This window comes from Candidatus Paceibacterota bacterium (genome assembly GCA_035452965.1).
In the GTDB taxonomy this organism is placed as follows: Bacteria; Verrucomicrobiota; Verrucomicrobiia; order Limisphaerales; family UBA8199; genus UBA8199.
Genome location: DAOTCE010000069.1, coordinates 1 through 4,639 on the forward strand (window position 1 = coordinate 1; position 4,639 = coordinate 4,639).

At 62.1% G+C, this 4,639-nt stretch carries 4 protein-coding genes; 3 read left to right on the plus strand and 1 reads right to left on the minus strand.

The window, feature by feature from the left end:
- The first annotated feature begins 510 nt into the window (after positions 1–510).
- Both P5205_22290 and P5205_22295 read left to right on the plus strand, forming a co-directional pair.
- The gene (locus P5205_22290) at positions 511–1,263 is read left to right on the plus strand and encodes a sigma-70 family RNA polymerase sigma factor (protein HSA13091.1); all 753 of its coding nucleotides are present in this window, start codon (positions 511–513) and stop codon (positions 1,261–1,263) included.
- Positions 1,264–1,317: 54 nt separating this feature from the next.
- Positions 1,318–3,546 (plus strand): protein kinase, encoded by a 2,229-nt coding sequence (locus tag P5205_22295; GenBank protein ID HSA13092.1) that lies wholly within the window; start codon positions 1,318–1,320, stop codon positions 3,544–3,546.
- 263 nt (positions 3,547–3,809) lie between these two features.
- On the opposite strand, the gene P5205_22300 is transcribed toward P5205_22295, so the two are convergent.
- Positions 3,810–3,968 carry a hypothetical protein gene (locus tag P5205_22300; GenBank protein HSA13093.1) on the minus strand — a complete coding sequence of 53 codons (159 nt, stop codon included), beginning with the start codon at positions 3,966–3,968 and terminating at the stop codon, positions 3,810–3,812.
- A 152-nt stretch (positions 3,969–4,120) separates the two neighbouring features.
- Here P5205_22300 and P5205_22305 point away from each other — a divergent pair, with 152 nt between their 5' ends.
- A complete protein-coding gene (locus P5205_22305) occupies positions 4,121–4,600 on the plus strand; it encodes an amino acid permease (GenBank protein ID HSA13094.1) in 480 nt (159 codons plus the stop codon).
- Positions 4,601–4,639 lie beyond the last annotated feature (39 nt).

A 4,639-nucleotide genomic window follows, 5' to 3' on the forward strand; every position in this document is an offset into this window, starting at 1 on the left:
TTCTTCCATCATCAGCCCCCTCTGGGGGTCCTTGCTTTCACTGAAAAGCGCGGCGGCTCGGGGCGGCCAGTGGAGGTTGCCTTCAGGAGGAACCACTTGTCCCGGCCCCCCGACAAAGCCGCGCAGTGAAGGGCGAAGGGTCTGAAACAAGAAACTGAACACGACAGGGACAACAACGAAGCAGACCTAAAGTAGAAATCGCGAAAGCAGAAAGCAGAAATTGGGGCGTCTTTCGTGGTCAGCCTCACGATCGGGGAGTCCGCGGGCCTGACGCTACATTGGTTGAGGGTTGATGGCTGAGAGTTGAGTGGGGGGCGTCTCCGGCCCGCCTGACGGCGGGAAATCCGAGGACCGAAATCCGAGAACCGAATGGCGGCGGGGGCAATTTGGCGCCTGGCCGGGGATTCGGGCGAGCGAGCGGTGCGGGAAGGGCAGGTTTCATGCGTCAGCCAGCGGCCTGGAGAGACTCGTCACCTTGACTGAGTTTGCGTACCAGTTCTAGTCTCAGGAATGCAGACGGACGCGGAGAATTCGGACAAGGCGCACAGGCCGCGGGGTTATTTTGCCACGACGCATTGGACAGTCGTGCTTGGGGTCGGAGATAGCGACACGACGCAAACCCGGGCGGCGCTGGAGAAGCTGTGCCACACCTATTGGTATCCGCTCTACGCCTATGTGCGGCGTTACGGTTATTCACCCGAAGACGCGCAGGACCTGACCCAGGAGTTTTTTGCGAGGCTGTTGGAGCGCAAGTGGGTGGAGCGGGCGGATCCGCAGCAGGGACGGTTTCGTTCGTTCCTGCTGGGCGTGCTGAAGCACTTTCTCGCCGACGAGCGGGACAAGATGCGAGCGCAAAAACGCGGCGGCGGAATCCCGCCAATTCCGCTTGAGGTAGCTGGAGCCGAGACTCGCTACCAATTGGAACTGCCGGACAACCTGACCGCGGAAAAGATATATGAAAAGCGCTGGGCCCTCGCGCTGTTAGAGAATGTGCTGACGAAGCTCCGCCGGGAATACGAAGCGGATGGCAAAGAGGCATTATTCGCGAAGTTGGAAGCCTGCCTCACCAAAGGGCGCGCGGCGATCCCGTACCGCGCCCTTGCCGAAGAACTGCACATGGGCGAGGGCGCGCTGCGGATGACGGTACATCGTCTGCGGGCACGTTACCGCCAGTTGCTCCGTTCAGAAATCGCCGATACGGTGCTGACCCGCGAGGAAGTCGAGGAGGAAATGCGCCACCTGTTCCAGGTTCTGTCCGGCTGAGGGGGTCCCGCATTTTTCCGGTGACAACCGCCGACCTTTTCCCAAGTAAACAGCATGACAACAGCGTGTCCTGAATGCGGGAAGCAGGTGGAGCCGAGCGCCCCGCGTGGCCTGTGCCCGGAGTGCCTGATGAAAATCGGTTTGGGCAGTGAAGCCGGCCAAGGGGAAGGAGCGGGCCGCACCCTGGGCTTTCAAGCCCCGACGCCCGACAAACTGGCGGCGCATTTTCCCCAGCTAGAGATACTTGAACTGCTGGGCAAGGGAGGGATGGGCGCTGTGTACAAGGCTCGCCAGAAGCCGCTCGATCGGCTGGTGGCGCTGAAGGTCCTGCCGCCGGGCCTGGACATTGACCCCGCGTTTGCCGAGCGATTCACGCGCGAGGCGAAGGCGCTGGCCAAACTGAACCACCCGCATATCGTCACGCTCTACGAATTTGGGCAGACAGATGGGCTGTTCTACTTCCTGATGGAGTTTGTGGACGGTCTGAACCTGCGGCAGGTCCAGGGGGCCAACCGACTAAGTCCCGAAGAGGCGCTGGCCATCGTCCCTCAAATCTGCGACGCGCTGCAATACGCCCATCAACGCGGCATCGTCCATCGCGACATCAAGCCCGAGAACATTCTCCTGAGCCAGGAGGGCGCGGTAAAGATCGCCGACTTCGGTGTGGCCAGGATTATCGCGCAGGACCTCGAAGCTGGTGAAGAACTCGCTAGCCCGTCCAGGACCGGCGGACCCACCAAAGTGGGCGGGTTGGTCGGCACGCCGCAATACATGGCTCCGGAGCAGATGGAGCATCCTGCCCGGGCAGACCATCGCGCCGACATCTATTCGCTCGGCGTGGTATTCTACGAGATGCTCACGGGCGAACTGCCAGGGGAGAAGCTGGAGCCGCCGTCGAAAAAATATCAGGTCGATGTGCGCATCGACGAGATCGTGCTGCGCGCCCTCCAGAAGAACCCACAATTGCGGTATCAACAGGCAAGCGTCTTCAAGACCGAGGTGGAGACGGTGGCTCGAGAGCCGGGGCCGGCGTTTGCGGCGGCCGGCACAGACGCCGCCCCCGCCAGGCCCCGTTGCTCACGCATAGCTCTGGTGGGCGCGGCATGGATTGCGTTGTTCTTCTTTAACTGCGCCCTGCACTATACCCCGGCAGGCTGGGCCGTAACTGGAATGGTCCGGGGTGGTCCCCTGGGCAGGGTGATCGAACTGCTCTTTTTCGGGCCATTGATGCTGCTGGGATTCGCCGCCCTGGTCGGCGGCTCGTTCATGGGTGCAGTCGCCCTCGGGCGGATCCGACGAGGAACCGGGGCAGTTACTGGATTTGGGCTGGCAGTTTTGGACCTGCTATTCTTTCCGCTGCTGATGCTGAATGCCTGGCTGGCGTGGCTTTCGTGGCGCATGATTTCACTGGTTGTTTCGCCCGCATCTGCCGCCAGCGTCCTCCCCGGCGCGCACTGGGCATTGGCAGGCGCGGCGCTGCTGGCTGGAATTGCGTTGAATTGGTACTTGGTCCGAGCTGTGGTTCAACGGGCGCGCCGTTTCGTCCACACTCCAGCCCCTGTAGTCAGCCCGGTGCCGGGCGGCACCTGGGCGAAGGCGTGCAAGGCGACAGCGCTCCCGCTGAGCCTGGTGTTCATCGTGCACCTTGCGTTGTTTGAAACAGTCCAACAGTTGTCGGTGCATTGGAAGGAATCCACAGGCGAATTGTGGAGCATGGCTCTCGCCGTCCTGACTCTGGGCGGGCTGATCTGGGCTTGCCGGCCGAGGTATCGCCTTAAGCTCAGTGGCGTGTTCTGGGCTGGGGGCGCGGTGACGGCTGGATGCCTCCTGCTGGCGGTGGACAGTCTGTACGCCTTGGAACTTCGGCCCAATCTGGGGCTTTATCGCGAGCCGGACTGGGTGGCGGGATTTCCCGTTTTTCAGCGGGAAATGAGGGAGCGAATGGAGGCCCACCTTTGGCGCCAGCCCAAGCGAGCGCCCGCTGAGATCATAACCACTGCCGGGACACTTCGCCTCCTGCCGGGCGCCGGGTGGCGAATCGCTGCATCCGTTTCCGAGGCGGACAAGGCCAAAGTGGAACCAGGTCAGCGGGTTGAGTTTACCTTTGAGGCGGTTCCACAACGAAAGCTCAAAGCAAGGGTTGTGCGAGTCGCCGATGCGCCGGTCACTCTCGAAGGCGCAGTGAGGTACGAGGTGACAATTGCTGCGATCGAGCCCGACCCCAACCTCAAACCCGGCACGACCGTCAATGTCGCCATCGAAGCCAGGCTCCTCGCGCAGTAATCGTTAGGGAATCCTCTATGGCGAACCTGTTGATGCTCAAGATGCCCAACAAGTGATGGGGCTTGAAGGGACTGGAGCGCGGGTCCAGGGCTGCCAAGTCCTGGCGGGTCGAGGGCGGAGCCCCTTCTTTCAAAAGACCGAAATTCTGAAAGCTGAAAGCTGAAACCATTTCCTGGTGGCGGGACATCCGAAGTCCGAAATCCGAGGGCCGAGTGGCGGCGGGGTTAGTTCGGCGCCTGGCCGGGGATTCGGGCGAGCGAGCTCTAGGGTATTGACAGGAAGCCGGAGCCAATTTCGGCGATGACTTCGCCTTCCTTAATCTTCAGCGCCTTGATCACGTCGGCGGGCTTTTGGTACGCATCGCGCTTCGGGTCTTCGAGGCGGGCGATGTAGGCTTGCGAATCCTGATGAACGCGCTGCATTTCCTAGGTGCTCGTCAAAAGCGTGTTTTGGGCTTGGGTGGAAGCGTGGCAGGCGAGGATGGCGGTGAATATGGCAAGTGTCCGCATCACACTTGATCCTTGGCTGGCATGGAGCCACTTGGCAAACTTATAGGCACCGGCGCCGCCGGCCGATGAACGCTCCGACAGGCACGAAGTCGAGTCCGCGCAACCTGGGACTGGTCAGTGCGACGGCCCTGGTGGTGGCGAACATGGTTGGCACGGGTGTGTTTACCACGAGCGGCTTTCTACTGGGGGATCTGAAATCGCCGTGGCCGGTGCTCGCGGTGTGGGTGGCGGGCGGTGTGGTGGCGGCGCTGGGCGCGCTCAGCTATGGGGCGCTGGCGCGGCGGCTGCCGGAGTCGGGCGGGGAGTATCTTTTTCTGTCGCGCACGCTGCATCCCTCGCTCGGGTATGTGGCGGGTTGGATTTCACTGCTGGTGGGGTTCTCGGCTCCGGTAGCGGCGGCGGCGACGGCTTTCGGGGCTTACGCTGGGCCATGGTTTCCACGGGTGAGCCCGCAGGTTCTGGGCACGGTGTTGATCGTGGCGTTCTCGGTGCTCCACGCCAGCAACGTGCGGGGCGGCGCGTGGGTGCAGAACGGAGAGTTCTGAGTCAGTCCGTCAACGGTTTTGTTGAAAGTTATTCACCGC

Excerpts from the sequence above, each read along its gene's own strand:
- P5205_22290 (HSA13091.1), top strand. The coding sequence starts at position 511 with ATGCAGACGGACGCGGAGAATTCGGACAAGGCGCACAGGCCGCGGGGT.
- P5205_22295 (HSA13092.1), top strand. The coding sequence starts at position 1,318 with ATGACAACAGCGTGTCCTGAATGCGGGAAGCAGGTGGAGCCGAGCGCC.
- P5205_22300 (HSA13093.1), bottom strand. The coding sequence starts at position 3,968 with ATGCAGCGCGTTCATCAGGATTCGCAAGCCTACATCGCCCGCCTCGAA.
- P5205_22305 (HSA13094.1), top strand. The coding sequence starts at position 4,121 with ATGAACGCTCCGACAGGCACGAAGTCGAGTCCGCGCAACCTGGGACTG.